This is a genomic window from Alcaligenes parafaecalis (assembly GCF_026344135.1).
GTDB lineage: Bacteria > Pseudomonadota > Gammaproteobacteria > Burkholderiales > Burkholderiaceae_B > Alcaligenes > Alcaligenes parafaecalis.
Genome location: NZ_JAPKNA010000001.1, coordinates 1165455 through 1188222 on the forward strand (window position 1 = coordinate 1165455; position 22768 = coordinate 1188222).

Sequence of the window (22768 nt, forward strand, 5' to 3'; positions counted from 1 at the left end):
ATCCAGAACGACAAAGCGGCCCTTCAGGCCGCTCTGTACGCACCGTACAACGGTGCAAGGCATTATACCGCGAGAAATCGCTTATTTGGTAAACGGATCGCGCAATACGATGGTTTCGTTGCGATCTGGCCCCGTAGAAACCATGTCGATAGGTACATCGCACAATTCAGCAATACGTTCCAGGTAACGACGGGCATTGATAGGCAGCTTGTCGTAGTCGGTCACGCCCACGGTGGACTCGGTCCAGCCGGGCATTTCTTCCAGAACAGGTTCGGCCTCAGCAACCGCGTGCGCGCCGTAGGGCAGCACGTCCAGGAACTCACCCTTGTAGCGGTAACCCACACCAATCTTGATCTGCTCAACGCCGTCCAGTACGTCCAGCTTGGTAATGCACAGACCGGAGATACCGTTGATCATCACCGAGCGTTTCATGGCAGCCGCGTCAAACCAGCCACAACGACGTGGGCGACCCGTTACCGAACCGAATTCCTTGCCGACGGTAGCCAAACGCATACCGGTGTCGTCCAGCAACTCGGTAGGGAATGGACCCGAGCCAACACGAGTGGTGTAGGACTTGGCGATACCCAGCACGTAGCTCAGTTCCTGAGGACCGACACCCGAACCTGCGGAGGCAGCACCGGACAGGCAGTTGCTGCTGGTGACGAAGGGGTAGGTACCGTGGTCAATATCCAACAAAGCGCCTTGAGCACCTTCAAACAAGAGCTTCTGCCCTGCTTTCTTGGCTTGGTACAGATTATTGGAGACGTCAGCCACCATAGGAGCAAGCTGTTCAGCATGCTTCATGGCCAGTTCACGAACCTGCTCGGCGGAGACCGCTTCGGCGCCCAGGTATTGGGTCAGCACGAAGTTGTGGTAATCCAGCGCTTCGGACAGTTTTTCGTCGAAGATTTCGGGATCGTACAGGTCCTGAACACGCAGGGCACGGCGTGCCACTTTGTCTTCGTAGGCTGGGCCGATACCGCGGCCGGTCGTACCAATCTTGCCGTCGCCTTTACGTTTTTCACGAGCCTGGTCCACAGCGATGTGGTAGGGCAAAATCAGCGGGCAAGCAGGCGAGATCTGCAGGCGCGAGCGCACGTCCAGACCAGCGGCTTCCAGCTCGGCGATTTCGGTCAACAGGGCTTCGGGCGAGAGCACCACGCCATTGCCAATGTAGCAAGTCACGTGCTCGTGCATGATGCCCGAAGGAATCAGGCGCAGAATCGTCTTCTTGCCATTAATCCACAATGTATGGCCAGCGTTATGCCCACCCTGGAAACGAACCACGCCATGCGCGGACTCGGCCAGCCAGTCGACGATCTTGCCTTTGCCTTCGTCACCCCACTGGGTGCCAATCACCACAAGGTTTTTGCTCATGTCTAGTATCAGAATAAAGGAGGCCGGCACAGTGCCGGACCAATAACAATCACCAACGCCGCAAGCTCTCTGGCTTACAGCGCCCTAACTTGCCACTGATCGTCCAACGAGACCAGCTCGCGGTCGATCACGAATTCATCCAGATTCAGCTCTTGTCCGGGCAGCATCTGGACCACAATTTCACCGCTTTGACGCAACTGCTTCACCGCTGCGATCAGGTCTGCATCGCTGCCCCAGGGAGCACGCACGGCACGCGCGGCTTGCGCCGGAGGCAGGCCAGCGGACAGCTTGCGCAAATCCAGACTGAAGCCGGTAGCAGGACGAGCACGACCATACATGCGGCCAATACCATCAAAGCGTCCGCCCTTCACCAGAGCGTCGTGCCAGCCCTCGGCGTACACCGAGAAAATCAGGCCCGAATGATAGGCGTAACCACTGCCTATGTCGGCCAGGTCCACCGTGATTTCATGGCCGGGCAAGGCATCAATAAAACGACGCAGACTGCCCAGGGCTTCACGCACCTCCGGCTCATCGGGCAGAACCGTGCGAGCACGCTCCAGCACGCTGCCATCGCCGTACAGCGAGGTCAAAGCCAGCAGATAACGGGTGGTTTCAGGCAGACAGCCCGACTCACGCCCCAGGGCGCGCAGGCCCGACACATCCTTGGCGTTCAGAAGCTCACACACCTCTGCCACGCGGGTTTTCAAAATAGGATCGCGCTCGATCAGGAAGCGCCCCAGATCGGGGTAGTTAAGGTCCAGGCGAGGATGATGCACCCCTGCCCGACCCACGCTTTCCAGCGCCAGTTGCACCACTTCCAGATCGGATTCAATACCGGCATGGCCAAAAATTTCAGCGCCGATCTGCAGCAATTCACGATCCGACAGCAAACCAGCCGGACGGGCATGCAGGACCGAACCACAGTAGCAAAGCCGAGTTACGCCTTCGCGGTTAAGCAAGTGAGCGTCGATACGGGCTACCTGAGGGGTCATATCGGCGCGTACGCCCATGGTACGACCCGAGATTTGATCGACAACTTTGCTGGTACGCAGATTCAGATCTGTGCCAGAAACCGCTTGCAGGGATTCCAGATACTCCACCAGAGGTGGAGCTACCAGCTCGAACCCGTAAGTACGATACAAGTCTAGCAAATCGCGGCGCAATTCTTCGATGCGGCGCGCCTCTGCAGGCAAGATATCAGCCAGGCTCTCTGGCAACAACCAATTGGACATACTCGTGCCTCGGACTACTTATAAACGAAAGTTCCAGCCAAACAAAAAGCGACTTGGGGCTTGTAAGCCGCCCAAGTCGCATGCGAAGTGGTGTTAGTAACTTACACGCTAGTATAAACGATCAGGGCCGCGGGTGGAACACCCGCGGCCCTAAGTTCTCTAGCGTAGATCAGTTAGCAGCCGGTGCTGCCGGTGATCCTTGCTTGCCCCAGTACTTGAAGAAATCAGAGTCGGGGCTGATGACCAAGGTATCGGTCTGCTGACTGAAAGCACTGCGGTAGGCTTCCAGACTGCGGTAGAAACGGTAGAACTCGGGGTTCTTGCTGTAGCTGTCGGAGTAGATGGCAGCGGCTTCACCATCACCCTGACCACGGATGGCCTGGGCTTGGGCGTAGGCGTCGGCCAGCAGCTCTTCACGCTGACGTTCCGCTTCAGCACGAATACGCTCACTTTCAGCGGCACCGGTTGCACGCAAACGGTTGGCTTCTTGTGTACGCTCGGCTTCCATACGACGGTAAACCGATTCCGAAATCTCCGGAGCGAAGTCAATACGACGCAAACGTACGTCGATCACTTCTACCCCCAGAGGGCGGGCACGAGCCTCAACAGCAGTCAGCACTTCGCGCATGATGGCATCACGCTCGGTAGAGACCACTTCTTTTACGGTACGTACGTTCACCGAGGCGTTCAGAGCGTCACGAATCTGGGCTTGCAAACGCTCGACAGCACCACGGTCGGTTGCGCCGAACGTCACGTAAAACAGGCGTGGATCGGAAATACGCCATTTAACGTAAGAATCGATCAGCAAGTTTTTCTTTTCAGCCGTCTGAATACGCTCGGGGTCCTTGGTTTCAATCGTCTGCAGACGCTTGTCCAGGAACACCACGTTTTCAAACGGTGGCGGCAGCTTGAAGTACAAACCGGGGGTCGTGATCGTACCGCGCACTTCACCCAGAGCAAAAACCAGCGCCGCATCGCGCTCACGCACGATAAATACGGAAGACAGCAGCAGACCGACAATTACCGCCAGGGCCACCAGAGCAGGAAATAAACGTTGCATCAAGCTCTCCTAGCGTGCGTATGGGGAATAAGGACTGACCAAAGAGCCAAGCGAGGTATCCAGATTGGCTGGATTAGCTGGCGCTGGCGCTTTAGGTGCCACAGCCGGAGCTGGACGGCTGACCTGTCCTTGCGAAGCGGCCGAGGCGACAGGAGCAGAAGGCTCCATATCGGTACGGCTACCCACCTGACGCACGATCTTGTCCAAAGGCAGATAGATCATGTTGTTATCGCTACGGGTATCAACCAGTACCTTGCTGGTGCGCTCCAGGATTTCCTGAATCGTGGACAGGTACAGACGATCCCGAGTCACACCCGGTGCCTTCACGTATTCGGCTTCAACACTGCCAAAACGTGCGGTATCACCCTTGGCGTCACCCACCACACGAGCCTTGTAACCCTCAGACTCCTGCATCATGCGAGCCACTTGACCAGCGGCTTCAGGCAAGACCTTGTTAGCGTAAGCCTGACCTTCGTTGATCTGACGCTCGCGGTCCTGACCCGCTTTGACGGCATCGTCAAAAGCAGCCTGAACCTGCTCGGGCGGCTGCACGTTCTGAATAGCAACCGTGCTGATCTGAATACCGGTACGGTAGCGGTCCAGAATGGACTGGGCCAATTGCTGTACATCGACCGCAATCTGGGTACGACCGGAGTACAGCACAGAGTCCATAGGCTGTTTGCCCACGACTTCGCGCATGGCGGTTTCAGCCGCCTGACGTACCGACTCGTCTGGATTATTGGTGTTGAACAGGTAATCCGGTGCGCCTGTAGGCAGCAAACGGTACTGAACCACATACTGCATATCGACGATGTTCTCGTCGGTCGTCAGCATCAGGGATTCAGGCAAGACTTTGTTGCGCGCACTTCCGCGATAGCCCACCTCGAAGGTACGCAATTGGGAAATATTGACGGTCTGGTGATCCTCGATCGGAGCAGGCCAGCGCCATTGCAGACCGGGATTCAAGGTCTTCGTGTATTCACCAAAGCGGGTGACCACGGCAACCTGACCTTCCTGCACGATGGTAAAGCCACTGGCCATCCACAGACCCACGGCCACCACACCGCCGATAATCAGCAGTTTGGGCGAGCCCTTGGGAATGGACGGGCCATTGCTGCCACCGGGAGGCATGCCACCGGGAGGGGAACGACGTCCCTTTTTGCCGAATAAAGATCCCAAGCGACTATTGAAGTCACGCCATACCTCGTCGAGGTCAGGCGGGCCATCTTGTTTCTCGGGGCGGCGAGGTGGCTCGGAACCGTTTTTGCCACTGTCTCGTCCCCAACCGGGATCATTGAGATTGAATATTTTATTGTTCAGACGCATTGTTTTCCGCGAAATGACCTGATTCGACGATTGCTGTACGCAACCCATCCAATCCGATGCGCTCTAAAGCGCTAACAAAGACTCGGGCAATAGTACCATGTTCGTCCCGCTCTACCCGTGGCTCGTAGCCTGCCTGGTCAATTTTGTTATAGACCAGAATCCGAGGTATTTCATGGGCCCCGATGTCCTCCAGAACCTTATGAACTTCAGCGATTTGCTCATCGCGCTGAGGGTTGGCGGCATCGACCACATGCAGCAATAAATCTGCATGGACGGTCTCTTCCAAAGTAGCGCGGAAAGCAGCAATCAAGGTCGGTGGAAGTTCACGAATAAAACCCACCGTATCCGAGATCACGACCTGCCCTGCCCCTTCAATCCAGATACGACGTGTGGTCGTATCCAAGGTAGCAAATAACTGGTCTGCCGCGTAAGCGTCAGCACGAGTCAGGGCATTGAACAGCGTGGACTTGCCCGTGTTGGTATAGCCCACCAGCGACACCGACAAGGTGCCACTGCGAGTGCGCGCCCGACGCTGGGTGCTGCGCTGACGCTGCACCTTGGCCAGACGTTCGCGCAGGGTACGGACTTTATCGCCAATCATGCGGCGGTCCATTTCCAACTGCGATTCACCCGGACCACGCATCCCGATACCGCCTTTTTGACGTTCCAGGTGAGTCCACATACGGGTCAGCCGGGAAGTCAGATGCTGCAACTGAGCCAGTTCGACCTGCAATTTACCTTCGTGACTTTGTGCACGCAGGGCAAAAATATCCAGAATCAGGGCGACGCGATCCACCACACGCAATTCCAGCTTGCGCTCCAGATTACGCTGCTGAGCAGGGCTTAAGGCATGGTCAAACAGCACCACTTCCGCCCCTGTAGCCTTGGCCAGCGCAACGGCCTCTTCCAGCTTGCCCGTACCGATATAGTAGGCAGAGTCCGGACGGGAACGACGCACCACCAGCAGCTCAACAATCTGGGCACCAGCACCTTCAGCCAGCATGACGAACTCTTCGGCATGAGCCTTGTAGTCCAGCTCGCCCATATCCACACTAATAACCAGTGCCTTCAACGCTTGCTCCAGAAACAAAGACCCGCCCGCGAGTACCGCGAGACGGGTCTTTCAGAGTACAAAGAACTGGGTGAGGATTTATTCAGCCTGCTCATCCGCAGCCAAAGTAACAGGGCGTGCAGGAACGACGGTAGAGATCGCGTGCTTATACACCATTTGAGTGACTGTATTGCGCAGCAGTACGACGTACTGATCGAAGGACTCGATCTGACCTTGCAGCTTGATGCCGTTGACCAGGTAGATCGACACAGGGATATGCTCCTTGCGTAGCGCGTTCAAAAACGGGTCTTGTAGAATTTGCCCTTTATTGCTCATTGGTGAGGCTCCGGTTATGTTGTTTTTCCAGAAATGGAAGCGAATCCCACTACTTTACCGGGTTTTCCCTGAATCCGCACGTTCCAAACTGGAGATTTTTATCTAATAGGTGTATATCAGGCGCCGATCAGGCACCTTGCCCTAAAATCTGCCGCAAACTGTTGCACAGTCGGGCACATTGCTCGGGCGATCCTACGGTAATACGCAAATATTGCTCAATGCGTGGCTGGCGGAAATGGCGCACCAAAACCCCTTGTTCACGCAAAGCCTGCTGAATACCTGCTGCCGAATGCTTAGGGTGCGTTGCCATCAAAAAGTTCGCTTTGGAAGGCAGAATCTCGAAACCCAATTGCTCCAGATCAGCACGCAACTGCTCGCGAGCATCGATCACGGCCTGACACTGGCGTTCAAAGTACTCGGTATCTTTCAGCGAAGCCACGGCACCCACCTGGGCAATCGTGTCCATCGGGTAAGAGTTAAAGCTATCCTTGACGCGTTCCAGAGCCTGGATGATCTCGGCGCTGGCCAAGGCATAGCCTACGCGCAGACCGGCCAGAGCACGCGACTTGGACATGGTTTGAATCACGACCAGGTTGTCGTACTTTTCCAGCAAGCCCACAGAAGACGTACCGCCGAAATCAACGTAGGCCTCGTCCACCACCACCGTGGTATCGGGGTTGGCAGCCAGGATGGCCTCGATGTCCGTCAAGGACAGCGGAATACCAGTAGGCGCATTGGGATTGGCGAAAATAATGCCGGCCGGTTTCAAGCTGCGCTCGCGCACATAGTCCTGCACATTCAGCGTGAAATCATCGCGCAGCGGCACGATATCAGCCGGGACACCAAAGTACGAACAGTACGTGGTGTAGAAGCTGTAAGTGATATCGGGTAGCAGTACGGGACGCACACCACGCAGGAACAAGGCGCTGAACACATGGGCCAAGACTTCATCCGAGCCATTGCCCAAAAAGACATTGTTCGCTTTTACGCCGTGATTATGGGCCACGGCGTCACGCAGTTCCTGCGCGCTGTAGGAGGGGTAAAGACGCAAATCATCGGTCGCCGCCTGGCGGATCGCTTCCAGCGCCTTGGGCGACGGACCGAAAGGATGTTCGTTTGTGTTCAGCTTCAAGAGGTTATCCAGCTTGACCTGCTCGCCCGGTACATAGGGAGAAAGCCCAGCTACATGATCACTCCACAAACGACTCATTACGCATCCTTCAGATAAGGGTTTTTAGATGATTTGAATTCAATGCGTAAAGGCGTACCTTCCAGCTTGAAGGCCTCGCGAAAACGCGTTTCCAGATAGCGGCGGTAACTGTCCGAAATAGCATCCAGGGCGTTGCCGTGAATCACCACAATCGGAGGGTTCATGCCACCTTGGTGAGCATACCGCAACTTGGGACGGAAAATGCCTTTGCGTGGCGGCTGTTGCTGTTCCACCGCTTCTTGCATGATGCGAGTGAGCTTGGGGGTAGACAGCTTGGAGAAAGCAGCAGCATGTGCGGCATTGATCGACTTGAGCACAGGATTGATACCCTGCCCTTTCAGAGCCGACAACGTGTGCATCTTGGCAAAGTTCAGGAAGCGCAATTTGCGATCAAACTCGCGCTTGATCCACTCGCGCTGGTACTCGTCCAGACCATCCCACTTGTTGATACCCACGACCAGCGCACGGCCCGTTTCCACCACAAAGCCCGCAATGCTGGCGTCCTGGTCAGAAATTTCTGTGTGCGCATCAATCATCAGCAAGACCACGTTACACGCCTCAATGGCCTGCAAGGTCTTGATAACGGAGAACTTTTCAACAGCCTCGAACACCTTGCCGCGCTTGCGCAGACCGGCGGTATCGATCAGGGTGTATTCCACCCCGTTGCGCTCGAATTCGATTTCAATGGCATCGCGAGTCGTACCAGGTTGGTCAAAGGCAATAACGCGCTCTTCACCCACCAGGGTATTGATCAGGGTGGACTTGCCCACGTTAGGACGGCCCACAATCGCCAGCTTGATACGGTGCTGGAAGTCCTCGTCATCCTGGCCATCGTCTTCAGACTCAGGAGCAGGAACTTGCTCCAGCGCCAGATTGATCAGCTCTTCCACGCCGTCGCCATGAGAAGCAGAGATCAGGTAAGGCTGACCCAGGCCCAGTTCGTGGAACTCCACGCCACCGGCCTCGTAACGCATGCCTTCGGCCTTGTTGACGGCCAACAGCACTTTCTGACCCAGCTTGCGCAGCAACTGCGCAATTTCCAGATCCAGCGCATTGACGCCTTCACGGGCATCAACCAGGAAGACGACCACATCCGCTTCAGCAATGGCTTGCTGGGTCTGGCGGGCCATTTCCAGCAACATGCCGGTTTTGGCCACAGGCTCAAAACCGCCCGTATCGACCACGATATAGGGACGGCTACCTACCCGGCCTTCGCCGTAATGACGGTCACGAGTCAGACCAGGGAAGTTCGCCACCAGAGCCGCGCGCGAACGCGTCAGGCGGTTGAACAAAGTGGACTTGCCGACGTTGGCACGACCGACCAAAGCCACTACGGGCTTAAAAGAAACGCTTTTCAATTGATTCCAACCAAGACCAAATTACCATTGCCGGTCTGGACCAGGACCCCACGCGAGGTTCCGACCAAAGGCGACACAATGGCACCACCGCCGACACTGACCCGGCCCAACAAGGTGCCGTCCAGTCGCGATAGAAAGTGAACATAGCCTTCCATGTCACCGGCGGCAAGCGCCTGGGGCAGGACGGCCAAAGGAGCCAGACCACGGTTACGCAAAGCATTCTGCGTCCAGATGGTTTGCCCGTCTGTCATGGCAAACGCTTCAATCTGGTCGCGGCTATTAGCGGCATACAACATATGGTTGTCCGCTGCGATACCGGTACCGGCCGAAAATTCCCTATCCCATACCAGACGACCACCTTGGGAGACGTCAAAGCAGGCAACGCGACCTTGATAGGTTGCACCGCACAGCAGGGGATCGATGACCTGGGGAGCACCCACGACATCATTAATGCGCTCCAGATCGGTCGCGCCGCGGGAAACAGAAATACTGCCTTCCCACACCAGATGACCTTGAGCCGCGTCAATCGCCATCAAGCGGCCATTGGGCATACCAGCCAGAAGCAGGCCGTCGATAATGCGCATTTGCATGCTGGTTTTCAGCGACAAGGCTGGACCGGGACGCTGCAGGCTCCAGCGCAGATCACCGGTGCTGGCGTCAAAGGCTTGCAGGCGGTAATCGCTGGTGCGAACCACTACGACACCGGCACCAACAGCAGGAGGCACATTCACGGCGCTGCTGCTACGGCTGCGCCACAATTCCTTGCCCGAGTCGTCAAACGCAATCACGTTGCCGTCCACCGAAGCAACCGCAGTCACTACACCGTCCGAACCGGCTCCGGCTGTCAGCTTCTTGCCCGCGTTGGTCGACCACTGCACACGACCCGTTTCCAGATCTACCTTGCTGACCTGACCGGATACGGCGGCTGCATAGACCGAGGAACCGGTCAACTGAGGTGCAAAGCCTGAATCCGCACCGCTACCAATGGATGTGCTCCAGCTAATCTTGGCGGCCACACCCGGTGTGTACTCCGTCAAAGGAGTCGGTTCAAAGCGAGGGTCCTTGCTGGAGAACATGGAGCAACCGGCCAAAGCGGTCAGGCTCAGAGCCAGTGCGCTCAAGCGCAGTGCACGCATGGCAGACGATGGGGATTTGCGAATAGAAGGAAGAGACATGAATTAAGCTCCTGCCAGGGCATCAAGTTTGATCTGTACCAACTGGGAAATAGGGTCTTGCTTGAGCAACTCCACAGCCTGTTTCCAGGCCTCGCGCGCTGCATCGTTCTGTCCTTGAGCGGCCAGAATATCGCCTTTGCGATCTGCAAACAGACCGGCAAAGCTGGCAGGAGGGTTCGTCAACTGAGCCAGGGCATCGTCGTAATTCTTCTGTTCCAGCAAAATACCGGCCAGACGCAGGCGTGCCAGCGGAGTCAGGGCTGGGTCGTGGTTGGTTTTGACCATCCACTCCAGTTGCTCACGAGCAGGCGTCAGATTGCCACGCTGCTGCAAAGCCTGGGCAGCCAGCAAAACACCACGAGAGGTGTAGCCGGACTTGGGGAAATCGTTACGCAAGGTCGTGCTGGCTGCTAGCACGCGGGCATCGGCCTCTTCGCCAGTCTGGGCAGCCGCGCTTTCCAGTGCCTCAAAGTAACCCATGGCCTGTCCTGCCTGATGGCCCTGATACCACTGCCAACCGCGCCAACCTGCTACCGCCGCCAAAGCGACAAACGCCAGCACAATGCACAAGGTGCCCCAGCGGTCCCACCATGCCCGCATGGCATCTAGTTTTTCCTGTTCTTCAAGATCGTAGGCCATGCTCAAATCCTTGCTGACAAAACACTGGCGAGTTCAGAAAAATCAACAGACTGTTGTTGCTCGGCGCCATCCGCAGCACGCAACCATTTCACACTGGCCTGTTCGTTTTGGAGTTCATCGTCACCCAAAATCACGGCAGCCTGCGCGCCACTGGCATCAGCCCGTTTGAACTGGGACTTGAAGCCACTGGAGCCTGCGTGGACAATCACCTGCAAACCGGCATCACGCAATTGCTCGGCCAAGAGCGAAGCTTTGCGTTGCGCCGCCTCGCCTTGATGAACCATATATACCTGGCATTCGGGGATGGCTGCCTGCTCACCATCTTGCGAGCACAGATCCAGCAAACGCTCCATACCGATAGCAAAGCCGACGGCTGGAGAGGGTTTGCCACCCATCAATTCGATCAGGCCGTCGTAACGGCCACCACCGCACACCGTACCTTGCGCACCCAGACGGTCAGTTACCCACTCGAACACGGTCAAGTTGTAGTAATCCAGACCACGCACCAGACGCGGGTTCAGTGTGTAAGCAATACCGGCATCGTCCAGACGGTCGCACACGCCCTGGAAGTGAGCACGAGACTCCTCGCCCAGGAAGTCGAACAGGCGTGGGGCCGCATTTGCCATTTCCTGCATGGCCGGATTTTTTGTATCCAGCACACGCAAGGGATTGGTGTACATACGACGCTGGGCTTCTTCATCCAGTACGTCTTTATGCGCTTCCAGGTGTTCGATCAAGGCTGCACGATGAGCCGCGCGCTCTTCAGCCTGCCCCAGGGAATTGAGTTCCAGACGGATATCCGTCAGACCCAGTTTTTTCCACAAACGAGCCAGCATCACGATCAGTTCGGCATCCACATCCGGGCCGGGCAAACCCAAGGCTTCCACGTCGATCTGGTGGAACTGGCGATAGCGGCCACGCTGCGGGCGCTCGTGACGGAACACGGGGCCCAGCGCATACACGCGATGTGGCCGATCGTACAAAAGATTATGTTCGATAGTGGCGCGCACCATGCCCGCCGTAAATTCGGGGCGCATGGTGAGCTTGTCGCCGTTCAGCGAGTCGGTAAAGGAATACATTTCCTTTTCGACAATATCGGTGACCTCACCAATACCACGGGCAAACAACTGGGTATGTTCCAGTACGGGCGTACGCATATTGCGATAGCCATAACTGGCCAACCATTCCCGCACAAGAGCCTCCAGGGCTTCCCACTGTGCGCTTTCACCCGGTAAGGTGTCTTTCATGCCCGTCAGGGCGCGGAGCTTTTGAAACTGCTGCGTCATAATTCTAATGGTTTGCTCGCCATAGACTGACAAGCGTGTTGATCAAGCCGTTGATGTTTTGCCGTAGCGGCGCTCAACGTAATTCTGGACAATGGTCTGAAATTCCTGAGCGATAGTATCACCCTTCAGGGTAACGACCCGCTCGCCGTCCACATAGACCGGTGCCGAAGGCACTTCCCCGGTTCCCGGCAAACTGATGCCAATATCGGCGTGACGGCTTTCCCCCGGACCATTGACCACACAGCCCATCACCGCGACGTTCATGGTTTCCACGCCGGGATACTGATCTTTCCAGACAGGCATCTGGTCACGCAAATAGCTTTGAATATCATTGGCCAGTTCCTGGAACACCGTGCTGCTGGTGCGACCACAACCTGGACATGCCACCACCATAGGAGTGAAGGCGCGCAGACCCATGGTCTGCAAGATTTCCTGCGCCACCACCACTTCACGGGAGCGATCGCCACCGGGTTCGGGGGTCAGGGAAATACGAATGGTGTCGCCAATGCCTTGCTGCAGCAAGACCGACAAGGCGGCGGTCGAGGCCACAATGCCTTTGCTGCCCATCCCCGCTTCGGTCAAACCCAGATGCAAGGCGTAATCGCAACGCGCGGACAAATCCTGATAAACAGTAATCAAGTCCTGTACATGGCTGACTTTGCACGACAGCACAATACGTTTACCGTCCAGACCCAATTCTTCGGCACGCTGGGCATTGCTGATGGCAGAAAACACCAGGGCATCACGCATGACAGCCTGTGCCGTCCAGGGATTCGCCCGTTCGTTGTTCTCGTCCATCATGCGTGCCATCAGCTCGTGATCCAGGCTGCCCCAGTTCACGCCAATGCGTACGGCCTTGTCATAGCGGCAGGCAATCTCGATCATCTTGGCGAAGTTGTCGTCCCTGCGCTTGCCACCACCCATATTGCCCGGATTGATCCGGTACTTGGACAAGGCTTGCGCGCACTCAGGGAAGTCCGCCAGCAGTTTGTGGCCGTTGTAATGAAAGTCCCCCACCAAGGGAACATTCACACCCATCCGGTCCAGTTGTTCACGGATAGCCGGAACCTCCCGGGCCGCTTCGGGAGTGTTAACGGTAATACGCACCAGCTCGGAACCAGCACGCGCCAGCTCTTTAACCTGAATGGCAGTTGCAATGGCATCGACCGTATCGGTGTTGGTCATGGACTGAACCACCACCGGCGCCGAGCCCCCCAGTTTCACCACATGATTGCCCCAACGCACGTCAACCTTACGCGTTACCCGCTTGGGTTGGGCACCCACCGGCAAGGGTTGGCAAGCAGAGGGAGTTTCTGGGCCCTGCGTCATTTCTTCAAATCCTTGAGCCAATCAAATACCAGCCATTCCTGGGGAATCCAGCCCCGATCAATGGCGTAAAAACCAGCGACCAACAACAACACAACAATGATCAGAATCCAGATCCAGCCAAAACCGCCACGGGAATCGGCATACAGGCTCAAATCCGCACTGGACAGGCCCGAACCGGACTGACTGCGGGGCACGGGCTTGGGCGCGGCCGTATCACTGACCTGCGCTTCCAGCATGACCAGTACAGCGGACACATCCGCCTCCAGAAAGCGCGCGTAATTGCGCACCATGCCACGCAAGGGCTGCCCACCGGGCAACTGGTCCCATTCCTGGGCCTCCAGGGCCTCTAGCTGGCGAACCGAAAACTTCAAGCGCGTGGAGGCTTCGTTCAGCGAACAGGATCGCGCCAGACGCAGTTCACGCAATGTAGGGCCTACACCTGAGCCCGTTTCCGGAGCCGATTGGTTGGAGGGGACCAGAGTCTCGCTCATGCACGTTCCTGTTTGATTTGAATAACAGCACGATCAGGCAAACGCTGTTCTATACGGGTGCGATCACGAATATCGCCCGCCAACTGTCCGCAAGCGGCAGCAATGTCATCGCCGCGCGTCTTGCGTACTGTGGTTACCACCCCACCATCCATCAGCCTTTGGGCAAATTGTTTGACCCGTGCTGCTGAGGAGCGTTTCAGACCGGACTGCGGAAAAGGATTGAAAGGAATCAAATTAAATTTACAACGCACGATACGTGCAATATCCAACAGTTCCTGCGCATGCTGGTCGGTATCGTTAATCCCGTCCAGCATGATGTATTCAAACGTGATGAAGTCACGCGGGGCGTGCTCCAGATAGCGATTACAGGCATCCAAAAGCTCGGCCAGCGGGTACTTCTTGTTCAGCGGCACCAGACGGTCGCGCAAGGCATCGTTAGGAGCATGCAGCGAGACGGCCAGCGCCACCGGGCAATCCTGGGCCAGACGGTCCATCATGGGCACCACGCCGGAGGTCGAAACCGTCACACGGCGGCGCGACAGGCCGTAGGCATTATCGTCCAGCATCAGGCGCAAGGCACCGAGCACCTGATCATAATTGAGCAAGGGTTCGCCCATGCCCATCATGACCACATTGCTGATGACGCGCGTACTGGTTTGCTCGGCATCGCCAATGCGGGCCGTTTCAGGCGCGCCCAGCAAAGCACGGCGGGCAAACCAGAGCTGGCCAATGATTTCAGAGGTCGTCAGGTTGCGGTTGAAACCCTGGTAACCCGTAGAACAGAATGGACAGGCCACCGTGCAACCAGCCTGGCTGGAAATACACAGGGTGCCCCGGTCGTCCTCGGGGATGAAAACCGCTTCGACGGCATTGTTGCTGCCAACATCAAACAGCCATTTACGGGTGCCGTCGGTAGAAATATGTTCATGCGACATGCTGGGCGCGGTAACAACACAATTGGCCGTCAACTGTTCGCGGAACTCGCGCGCCAGATCAGTCATCTGCCCAAAATCGTCCTGTTGACGCTGGTGTATCCAGCGCTGCAATTGGCGCGCGCGGAAAGGCTTGCCACCCCATTGGGCGACCAGTTCAACAAGTTTCTCCGGGCCCAGGCCCAGAAGATTGGTAGGTTCGAGCGATGACATAAAAAATAATACCTTCACGCGCTACGGCATTTACTTTTTTGCACAGGCGCAAAAAAGTCTCTTTCTGTTGGATTTGCCCGGCTCACCGGAAATCCGGTGAGCCGGGCAAGTCTTGCTCAGAGTGCCGCCAATACTGCGCGGTTTAACAAATTAACGGCTGTAGACGTTGCACTCTGGGAAGAAGAAAGCGATTTCAACAGCGGCTGTTTCTGGGGCGTCAGAGCCGTGAACAGCGTTAGCGTCGATGCTTTCTGCGAAGTCAGCACGGATGGTGCCAGCGTCAGCTTTCTTGGGGTCGGTAGCGCCCATCAGTTCACGGTTCTTGGCAATGGCGCCTTCGCCTTCCAGAACTTGTACGAATACAGGACCGGAAACCATGAAGTCGACCAGATCCTTGAAGAAAGGACGCTCGGCGTGCACGCCGTAGAAGCGCTCGGCTTCGCCACGGGACAGGTGAACCAGGCGACCAGCGATCACTTTCAGGCCAGCGCCTTCAAAGCGGGAAACAATCTGACCGATCACGTTTTTAGCAACGGCATCGGGCTTGATAATGGACAGAGTGCGTTCAATAGCCATGTGAAAATCCAATTAAGAACAATATAGTGTAGTCTTTGCTGCGTAAAGCAAAATGCAGATCCGACGGTTCGCGCTAAATTTTTTAATGAAAACAAGCACTTTCATCAGATTTACGGCAACCCGGCATTTTACCACGCCAAAGACGCGCGGCCACATCTTAAAATAGTGCATCTTACATTCGTTTTTTACCCAGGATTAGTCCAGCCTGACGCCGCGCCCTCCAGCACGTCACCAGGCAGACAGACCGCATCACCATGACCAACTCATCCGCAACGACCTCCGACGAGCAGTTATCCAAGAGCTTTGAACCCCAGGAAATCGAAACGCGCTGGTACGCGCGCTGGGAGCAAGCCGATCTTTTCAAGGGCGGCCAGCACGTCCAGCCCTTGGGTGACCATCAGTCCGAACCCTTTGTCATCCAGTCCCCGCCGCCAAACGTGACCGGGACCTTGCACATGGGTCACGCCTTTAACCAGACCATCATGGATGGCCTGACGCGCTACCACCGCATGAAAGGCGACGACACGGTCTATATTCCCGGCACCGACCACGCCGGGATTGCCACCCAGATCATCGTTGAACGCCAGCTTGATGCCCAGAACATCAGCCGCCACGACCTGGGCCGCGAAAAATTCCTGGAAAAAGTCTGGGAGTGGAAAGAGAAGTCGGGCAATACCATTACCGGCCAGTTCCGCCGCCTGGGCGCGTCCTGTGACTGGAGCCGCGAATACTTCACCATGGACGACAATCTGTCCCGTGGTGTGCTGGAAACCTTTGTCCGCCTGTACGAGCAAGGTCTGATTTACCGTGGCAAGCGCCTGGTGAACTGGGACCCCGTGCTGGGCACCGCCGTGTCTGACCTGGAAGTGGTCAGCGAGGAAGAAGACGGCCATCTGTGGGAAATCAGCTACCCGCTGACAACACCCCAGGGCGGCATCACGCATCTGACTGTTGCTACCACCCGTCCCGAAACCATGCTGGGCGACGTCGCCCTGATGGTGCACCCAGAAGACGAGCGCTACACCAGCCTTATTGGCCAGACCGTCACCCTGCCCCTGGTTGGCCGCTCTATTCCGATCATTGCAGACGACTATGTAGACCCGGCCTTTGGCACGGGCGTGGTCAAGGTTACGCCTGCCCACGACTTCAATGACTACGCCGTTGGCCAGCGCCACGGTCTGGAAATGATCAGCATCCTGACCCTGGATGCCCATATCGCCGACACGGCTCCCGAAGCCTACCAAGGCCTGGAGCGCTTTGCTGCCCGCAAGCAAATCGTGGCTGATCTGGAAGCCCAGGGATTTCTGCACGCTGTCAAACCTCACAAGCTGATGGTGCCACGTGGCGACCGCACCAATACGGTGATCGAGCCCATGCTGACCGACCAGTGGTTTGTCGCCATGAGCAAGCCCGCCCCTGAAGATTCGCTGCACCCCGGCAAGAGCATCACCGAGGTCGCCTTGGACGTGGTGGCCGATGGTCGCGTGCGCTTCTACCCCGACAACTGGTCCAACACTTACAACCAGTGGCTCAATAACATTCAGGACTGGTGTATTTCCCGCCAACTGTGGTGGGGTCACCAGATTCCTGCCTGGTACGCCGAAGATGGCCGCCTGTTTGTTGCCCGTTCAGAAGAAGACGCTCTGGAACAAGCCCGCGCCGCTGGCGTGACCGGCCCTCTGCGTCGCGACGAAGACGTGCTGGATACCTGGTTCTCCTCCGCCCTGGTGCCCTTTACCGATCTGGGCTGGCCGGAAGAAACGCCTGATCTGGCCCGATACCTGCCCTCCAGCGTGCTGGTGACTGGTTTCGACATTATTTTCTTCTGGGTTGCCCGCATGGTCATGATGAGCATGCACCTGACCGGTCGCGTTCCTTTCAACACCGTCTACGTTCACGGACTGGTGTGCGATATGGAAGGCAAGAAGATGAGCAAATCCAAGGGCAATACCATTGACCCGGTGGATTTGATCGATGGCATCGATCTGGAAAGCCTGTTGCACAAGCGCACCTTTGGCCTGATGAATCCCAAACAGGCACAAAACATCACCAAGCGCACCAAGAAAGACTATCCCGACGGCATCCCCGCCTTCGGTACGGACGCGCTGCGCTTTACCATGGCCGCCTACGCCACTTTGGGCCGCAACATCAACTTCGACATGAAGCGTTGCGAAGGCTACCGCAACTTCTGCAACAAGCTGTGGAACGCCACCCGCTTTGTGTTGATGAACACCGAAGGCCATGAGCTGCACACCGACGCCCCTGCCGAACTGAGCTTTGCAGACCGCTGGATCATCAGCCTGCTGCAAGGTCTGGAGCAGGATGCCGAGCGCGGTTTTGCCGACTACCGTTTCGACAACGTCGCCAACGCCATTTACCACTTTGTGTGGGACGAGTACTGCGACTGGTATCTGGAACTGGCGAAGACCCAGATCCAGAACGGTACGCCCGAGCAGCAACTGGGCACCCGCCGTACCCTGATCCGTGTACTGGAAGTGGTGCTGCGCGTCGCGCACCCCATCATCCCGTTCATTACGGAAGAGCTGTGGCAGAAAGTGTCGGTTGTCGCTGGCAAGCGCGCTGCTGACGAAACCACCAGCATTTCGGTCCAGCCCTACCCGATTGCGAACCTTGCGGCCATTGATGAGCAGGCCGTGGCCCAGGTTGCCGAACTAAAGGCCCAGGTGGACGCCATTCGTGCCCTGCGCGGTGAAATGAACCTCTCGCCCGCCCAGCGTGTACCTCTGGTTGCCCAAGGTGACGCCGCAATCCTGACGGCCAACAGCCCTTACCTGGCCAGCTTGTGCAAACTGGAAAGCGTGGACATCGTGGATCAGCTCCCCGCCGACGCAGGTGCTCCCGTCCAAGTTGTGGATACCACCCAACTGATGCTGCATGTAGAGATCGACGTGGAAGCGGAGCGTATCCGTCTGTCCAAGGAAATCGAACGCCTGCAAGGTGAAATCAGCAAGGCCGAAGGCAAGTTGGGCAACGCCAGCTTTGTGGAACGCGCACCCGCCGCCGTGGTTGAACAAGAGCGCCTGCGCGTGGCTCAGTTCGGTGAAACATTGGTCAAGGTAAAACAGCAGTTTGATCGTCTGGGCTAATTGCTTGAACTAAGCCCCGGTGACAAGAAAAGGCCCTGCAGTATTGCAGGGCCTTTTTGCATCTATTTACCCTCAACCCAGCACAACGATTCTGTTTACCCGTGACGCCTCCCGCTTGCCCATACAGCGCAAAAGAACAGGGGGACACCACACAAGCACAAACCAGTCGCACCAGAAAAACAGAACACCCGACGCAGCATCAAGAAGCAAAGCCGCCCTTACAGCATCACTTCTTGCGATGCATTTTCCGAGCGATCCGCAAAAAGGCCTGCGCGGCTGGGGAAAGCCGCTCGAAATTCAATGCAGCCAGAGCAATTTCACGCGGTCGGCGTGGCTCCAGACTCCGATAGATCACGCCCTCCGGGGGTTCTGGCAAAGCCAGCCTGCCCGCAATCGTCACAGCCACCCCTTGGGCCACAAAACCCAGCATGGAGGACAACTGCTCAAAACGAAACAGAGTCTTGGGAGTAGCACCCGCAGCCGCCAGAAACTGATCCACATGCGGCCCGGAACCCGCCGCCGTACGGATAAACGGCAGGCCATGAAAATCGCTGGCAGACACGCTGCTACAAACCGCCAAGCGATGCCCTGCAGGCAAGACGGCCACCAGCTCATCCTCGGCCACAGGCAGAACATCAAAACGCTCATCAGGCAAGATGACAGAGCCCAATTCGACGCGTCGCTCCAGCAGCCACTGCGCCACCTCGCTGTCTACACCCTCATCAATCAGCACCTCCACCTCGGGATGCGTCTGCCTGTAGCAGGCCAGCAAATGCGGCAGCACATGCAAGGACGAGGAAGCCCCAAAGGAAGCGATCCGCAAGGTGCCACGGGCAATACCCTGCTCGTAGCAGGCCTCCTGATGCAAGGCTTCTTTCTGCTGAAGGATGTCGTTGGCACGCAGCAGCAATTTGACTCCCACCTCCGTCAGCTCCACTGCCGTCGGACCGCGAGAAAACAGGCAAACACCCAGATCCGCCTCTAGCTGCTTGAGCGCATGGCTGACCGCACTTTGCGTAATCCCTAAAGCACTAGCCGCCCGAGAAAAGCTGCCGATTCTAGCCAGCATGGAAAAAATTTCAAGTTGGGTGAAGGTCATGAGCGTTTACTCATTCGACTATGAAGCAATAAAAGTAAATAGTACCCCTGCTGAAATCTCTCCCATAGTGAATTTAATGAAATCTCCCAACTACTCCGTACACCTGAGCATGATTGGCATGTCCGCCCTGTGGGGCGCTTCCTGGCCCTGGGGCCGGGTGGTCGCTCAAGCCATGCCACCCCTGGCAGCCGCCAGCCTGCGCTTTCTGATTGCCAGCGTGGTACTGCTGCTTTGGATGGGCTTGAGTGGTCGCCTGAAAACCCTGCGCACGCTTGACTCCAGAGAGTGGCTAGGCCTGCTCAATGCCTCTGCCTTTGGGGTGTTTGGCTATTCAATCTTCTTTCTTCTGGCACTGAAGCTGGTCCCCGCAGGCAAGGCAGCCATGGTTGTTGCGCTGAATCCGGTCTTGATCCTGATTCTGGCCTCTTTGCTGTTTCGCGAGCCCGTCAATAAAAAGATGGGCCTGGGCGTAGTGATGGCCGTTTCGGGCGCTCTGTACGCGCTAAGCGCAGGTTCTATCAGCAGTTTGATGCCCGGCCAAAATGGGATAGGCGAATGGTTACTACTGGGCTGTGCCCTGTGCTGGGTCAGCTATACCTTGATTGGCCGCACTGTGCTGACAACCGTAGATTCCCTGACCGCAACCAGCATGACCACACTGATAGGCGCAGTCCTCCTGTCCATCAGCAGCCTGAGCATTGAGGGCATCTCTGCCTGGAGCGGCCTGGCTCATGTTCCCACCCAAGCTTGGTACAGCATATTTGGTCTGGCCTTAGGTTCTACAGCCCTGGCCTTTGCCTGGTATATGCACGGCGTGAAGAGCCTGGGTGCCACATCCGCAGGCGCTTATCTGGCTCTGGTGCCGTTATTTGGTGTTTTGTTTTCCAGCCTGTGGCTTAACGAAGCCCTGAGCCCATCCTTGATAAGCGGCGGTTTGCTGGCGATTAGCGGGATGGTCTTGATGAGCTGGGGACGGCAAGCACTGAATGCCAAAGACGGCACCCCCGCGAAAAAATCGGGGCTACAGCTTGGCCAGTGCGACCAAGCAAAGCAGCTCAGATAAAAAACGGCCCGCTTGAAGACGGGCCGTTAAGATTTAGCGAACTCTTCAAGCAAGACTATTCGCCCAAGGAAGCCAGAGACGCCAAAAAGCGTTCGTCCGCCTTGCTAAGCTCACCACGCTGACGAGCCTGCTCGATCAGCTCGGGCCGACGCAAGGCAGTCAAACGCAGGGATTGCTCGCGTCGCCATGCCTGGATACGGCCATGATGGCCGGACATCAGGACTTCGGGCACAGCTTGATCGCGGTAAACCTCGGGACGCGTGTAATGAGGACTATCCAGCAAGCCGCTATTGTCAGCATGAAAGGAGTCCTGACGCGCTGAGTCGGCATCATTCAATACACCCGGCAAGAGCCGAATGACGCTATCGATAATGGCCAGAGAAGCGATTTCACCACCAGACAGCACAAAATCACCCAAAGACAGTTCCTGGGTAATACGCGCATCAATAAAACGCTGATCTATGCCTTCGTAGCGACCACAAACCAGAACCGCGCCGGGGCCTTGGGCCAATTCCTGCGCGACTGACTGATCAAAACGACGCCCTGTAGGGCTAAGCAAAATCACCTCAGGGCGATCACCACGATCAGCCAGGGCCTGATCCAAGGCGTCATTCAAAGGGTCAGCCAGCATGACCATGCCGGGACCACCGCCATAGGGGCGATCATCAACTGTGCGATGCACATCTGTGGTGTAGTCGCGCGGATTCCAGGTGCGCATCTGCCAGATGCCCTGTTTGTGCGCACGGCCGGTGACACCAGCTTCGCTGACCACATCAAACATGTCCGGGAACAGGGTCAGGGCATCAAATCGCATGAGGACTCGGCAAGAAAAAAGCGGATACGCTACAAAAAAACACAGGCCCAGTCAGGCCTCGGTGTTTCCAGCGCGCAGGATTGAAACGATCAAACAGCCCAATGGCTATGCAGTTCGCGGGCGGACATATCCACCGTATGCACAATAGCTTGCACAAAGGGGACCAGCTCTTCCAGCGGCTTGCCCTGCTCGTCTTTTTCAGGCGTAAAGACACCTTCGGCATCCCAGGAGCCACGATGCACGACCAAAATGGAATGGGCACTGTTATCCAGCACTTCCACCACTTGCCCCATGCTTTGCGCCTGGCCATCCTGCTCGCCAAAGAAACGGCAGCCGATCAGATCGACCCAATAAAATTCGTCTTCGTCCGCTTTGGGGAAAGCGGCGCGGGATACCCAAACGGTATGCCCCTTGAGAGCCTGAGCCAGCTCTCGATTATCCAGACCCTCAAACTGCGCCACGATGGTTGCACCATGCTGCTTTGCGGTTTGTATCTGTCTGGGTGATGCAGACGCAAAAACGCCCGCCTGAGATTCAGGCCGGGGCGTTTTTAACCACCACGTTTTTGCATTCAATAGCGCTTTGGTCTGCATAGAATGCGGCTGGATCTTGACCCAACCACGCACACCATAAGCGGAAACAATACGACCAAGCTCAACAAGGTCAGCAGGAATCGCAGTTTGTTTCACACTAAACGCTACTAAAAAAACAGGTGAATCAACTTAGGCAGCCGAAGCAACCTTAGCCGAGTATTCTTTCAACAGGCGAGCCACAGCAGGCGAAACCTGAGCACCGTTGTCGGTGAAGTGCTTTACGCGATCCATTTGCAGACGCAGGTTTTCATGACCTTCGCCAGCAACTGGGTTGTAAAAACCCAAACGTTCGATGAAGCGACCATCACGGCGTTCACGCGCCTCGGCGGCTACTACGTTGTAAAAAGGACGCTTTTTGGAGCCACCACGGGCCAAGCGAATTACCACCATTGATAATCCCTTTATTGTGTAAGGTAAACGGTAAACAAAAAATTCTAGCACTTTTCTGGCATGCATGCCAAAAGCAACACGCAAAAATACCAGATTCAGTGCTAGATACGC

21 protein-coding genes are annotated in these 22768 nt (G+C 56.6%); 2 read left to right on the forward strand and 19 right to left on the reverse strand.

The window, feature by feature from the left end:
- Nucleotides 1–81: 81 nt before the first annotated feature.
- From OSH09_RS05430 to ndk, 15 genes are all read right to left on the reverse strand, one after another.
- On the reverse strand, nucleotides 82–1377 hold the full coding sequence (locus tag OSH09_RS05430) for an adenylosuccinate synthase (RefSeq protein ID WP_207875125.1): 1296 nt from the start codon (nucleotides 1375–1377) through the stop codon (nucleotides 82–84).
- Nucleotides 1378–1451: 74 nt separating this feature from the next.
- Complete coding sequence (locus tag OSH09_RS05435; RefSeq protein ID WP_207875126.1) at nucleotides 1452–2609, reverse strand: ATP phosphoribosyltransferase regulatory subunit; 1158 nt, start codon at nucleotides 2607–2609, stop codon at nucleotides 1452–1454.
- Nucleotides 2610–2778: 169 nt separating this feature from the next.
- Nucleotides 2779–3669 (reverse strand): protease modulator HflC, encoded by an 891-nt coding sequence (hflC, locus tag OSH09_RS05440; RefSeq protein WP_207875127.1) that lies wholly within the window; start codon nucleotides 3667–3669, stop codon nucleotides 2779–2781.
- A 9-nt stretch (nucleotides 3670–3678) separates the two neighbouring features.
- Nucleotides 3679–4995 (reverse strand): FtsH protease activity modulator HflK, encoded by a 1317-nt coding sequence (hflK, locus tag OSH09_RS05445; protein ID WP_207875128.1) that lies wholly within the window; start codon nucleotides 4993–4995, stop codon nucleotides 3679–3681.
- Nucleotides 4979–6067 (reverse strand): GTPase HflX, encoded by a 1089-nt coding sequence (gene hflX, locus OSH09_RS05450; protein ID WP_207875129.1) that lies wholly within the window; start codon nucleotides 6065–6067, stop codon nucleotides 4979–4981. Before hflX ends, hflK begins: the two co-directional genes overlap by 17 nt.
- 78 nt (nucleotides 6068–6145) lie before the next feature.
- A complete protein-coding gene (hfq, locus tag OSH09_RS05455; RefSeq protein ID WP_003799329.1) occupies nucleotides 6146–6382 on the reverse strand; it encodes an RNA chaperone Hfq in 237 nt (78 codons plus the stop codon).
- 127 nt (nucleotides 6383–6509) lie between these two features.
- Entirely contained in the window at nucleotides 6510–7592 is a 1083-nt protein-coding gene (hisC, locus tag OSH09_RS05460) for a histidinol-phosphate transaminase (protein ID WP_207875130.1), read from the reverse strand.
- Complete coding sequence (der, locus tag OSH09_RS05465; protein WP_207875131.1) at nucleotides 7592–8950, reverse strand: ribosome biogenesis GTPase Der; 1359 nt, start codon at nucleotides 8948–8950, stop codon at nucleotides 7592–7594. The genes hisC and der overlap by 1 nt, the downstream gene beginning before the upstream one ends.
- Nucleotides 8947–10125: an outer membrane protein assembly factor BamB gene (gene bamB / locus OSH09_RS05470; protein ID WP_222667106.1), complete on the reverse strand. Its 1179-nt coding sequence runs from the start codon at nucleotides 10123–10125 to the stop codon at nucleotides 8947–8949. The genes der and bamB overlap by 4 nt, the downstream gene beginning before the upstream one ends.
- 3 nt (nucleotides 10126–10128) lie before the next feature.
- Nucleotides 10129–10764 (reverse strand): YfgM family protein, encoded by a 636-nt coding sequence (locus OSH09_RS05475; protein ID WP_266120396.1) that lies wholly within the window; start codon nucleotides 10762–10764, stop codon nucleotides 10129–10131.
- A 2-nt stretch (nucleotides 10765–10766) separates the two neighbouring features.
- Nucleotides 10767–12050: a histidine--tRNA ligase gene (gene hisS, locus OSH09_RS05480; RefSeq protein WP_266120397.1), complete on the reverse strand. Its 1284-nt coding sequence runs from the start codon at nucleotides 12048–12050 to the stop codon at nucleotides 10767–10769.
- A gap of 42 nt (nucleotides 12051–12092) precedes the next feature.
- Nucleotides 12093–13379: a flavodoxin-dependent (E)-4-hydroxy-3-methylbut-2-enyl-diphosphate synthase gene (ispG, locus tag OSH09_RS05485; RefSeq protein ID WP_266120398.1), complete on the reverse strand. Its 1287-nt coding sequence runs from the start codon at nucleotides 13377–13379 to the stop codon at nucleotides 12093–12095.
- Nucleotides 13376–13870, reverse strand: a complete 495-nt coding sequence (locus OSH09_RS05490) for a helix-turn-helix domain-containing protein (RefSeq protein WP_207875134.1) — start codon at nucleotides 13868–13870, stop codon at nucleotides 13376–13378. Before OSH09_RS05490 ends, ispG begins: the two co-directional genes overlap by 4 nt.
- Nucleotides 13867–15015, reverse strand: coding sequence for a 23S rRNA (adenine(2503)-C(2))-methyltransferase RlmN (gene rlmN, locus OSH09_RS05495; protein ID WP_207875135.1), 1149 nt, complete (start codon nucleotides 15013–15015; stop codon nucleotides 13867–13869). Before rlmN ends, OSH09_RS05490 begins: the two co-directional genes overlap by 4 nt.
- A 150-nt stretch (nucleotides 15016–15165) precedes the next feature.
- Entirely contained in the window at nucleotides 15166–15591 is a 426-nt protein-coding gene (gene ndk, locus OSH09_RS05500; protein ID WP_207875136.1) for a nucleoside-diphosphate kinase, read from the reverse strand.
- 254 nt (nucleotides 15592–15845) lie between these two features.
- Between ndk and OSH09_RS05505 the strand changes: the two genes are divergently transcribed.
- A complete protein-coding gene (locus OSH09_RS05505) occupies nucleotides 15846–18698 on the forward strand; it encodes a valine--tRNA ligase (protein ID WP_266120399.1) in 2853 nt (950 codons plus the stop codon).
- A 226-nt stretch (nucleotides 18699–18924) separates the two neighbouring features.
- On the opposite strand, the gene OSH09_RS05510 is transcribed toward OSH09_RS05505, so the two are convergent.
- Nucleotides 18925–19797: a LysR family transcriptional regulator gene (locus tag OSH09_RS05510; protein ID WP_266120400.1), complete on the reverse strand. Its 873-nt coding sequence runs from the start codon at nucleotides 19795–19797 to the stop codon at nucleotides 18925–18927.
- A gap of 76 nt (nucleotides 19798–19873) precedes the next feature.
- Here OSH09_RS05510 and OSH09_RS05515 point away from each other — a divergent pair, with 76 nt between their 5' ends.
- Nucleotides 19874–20860, forward strand: coding sequence for a DMT family transporter (locus OSH09_RS05515; protein WP_266120401.1), 987 nt, complete (start codon nucleotides 19874–19876; stop codon nucleotides 20858–20860).
- Between the two features lie 55 nt (nucleotides 20861–20915).
- Here OSH09_RS05515 and trmD read toward each other — a convergent pair whose 3' ends face one another.
- The 3 genes from trmD to rpsP form a co-directional block, all read right to left on the reverse strand.
- The gene (trmD, locus tag OSH09_RS05520; RefSeq protein WP_207875140.1) at nucleotides 20916–21674 is read right to left on the reverse strand and encodes a tRNA (guanosine(37)-N1)-methyltransferase TrmD; all 759 of its coding nucleotides are present in this window, start codon (nucleotides 21672–21674) and stop codon (nucleotides 20916–20918) included.
- A gap of 89 nt (nucleotides 21675–21763) precedes the next feature.
- Complete coding sequence (rimM, locus tag OSH09_RS05525; RefSeq protein ID WP_207875141.1) at nucleotides 21764–22363, reverse strand: ribosome maturation factor RimM; 600 nt, start codon at nucleotides 22361–22363, stop codon at nucleotides 21764–21766.
- A gap of 33 nt (nucleotides 22364–22396) precedes the next feature.
- Nucleotides 22397–22657, reverse strand: coding sequence for a 30S ribosomal protein S16 (gene rpsP, locus OSH09_RS05530; RefSeq protein ID WP_189390859.1), 261 nt, complete (start codon nucleotides 22655–22657; stop codon nucleotides 22397–22399).
- Between the last annotated feature and the right edge of the window lie 111 nt (nucleotides 22658–22768).